This is a genomic window from Fretibacterium sp. OH1220_COT-178 (assembly GCF_003860125.1).
GTDB lineage: Bacteria > Synergistota > Synergistia > Synergistales > Aminobacteriaceae > CAJPSE01.
Genome location: NZ_RQYL01000073.1, coordinates 1 through 650 on the forward strand (window position 1 = coordinate 1; position 650 = coordinate 650).

A 650-nucleotide genomic window follows, 5' to 3' on the forward strand; every position below is an offset into this window, starting at 1 on the left:
GAGCTCGTGGTGGTGGACAACAAGTCGGACAAGGTCGAGGCGGCCAATGCGGTGACGCGCCTGATCGAGCACGACAAGGTCAACGCCATCATCGGGACTTACGGCTCCTCTCTGGCGATGGCGGGCGGAGAGGTGGCCGAGAAGGCGGGGATCCCCGTGATGGGGACCTCTCCCACGAATCCCTTGGTGACGTTGGGCAAGAAGTTCTACTTCCGCGCGTGCTTCATCGACCCGTTCCAGGGGGCCGGTGCGGCGACCTACGCCTTCAGGGAGCTGGGCTTCAGGAGGGCCGCCATCCTCACCGACGTCGCCAGCGACTACAGCGTGGGGCTGAGCAGCTTCTTCAAGCGGGCCTTCGCCAAGATGGGCGGGGAGATCGCGGCCGAGCTGAAGTACCAGTCGGGGGACCAGGACTTCACGGCCCAGCTGACCGAGCTGATCTCCAAGAAGCCGGATTTCGTGTTCCTGCCCGCCTATTTTACGGAGGGCGCCATCGCGCTGAAGCAGGCCAAGGAGCTGGGGGCGGCGTTCCGATTCATCGGCGGAGACGGCATGGACAACCCCGAGATCGTGACGCTTGGCGGCGACGCGGTGGAGGGTTTCCTGCACACGACGTTCGCCTACGACCCGTCGATGAAGGACATGAACCC

The 650-nt window shown here is 64.6% G+C and carries 1 protein-coding gene; it reads left to right on the forward strand.

Going from position 1 to position 650, the window contains the following annotated elements; genetic code table 11:
- Positions 1-650, forward strand: a 650-nt coding sequence (locus EII26_RS12865; RefSeq protein ID WP_148092584.1) for an ABC transporter substrate-binding protein, incomplete at both ends; no start/stop codon positions are given.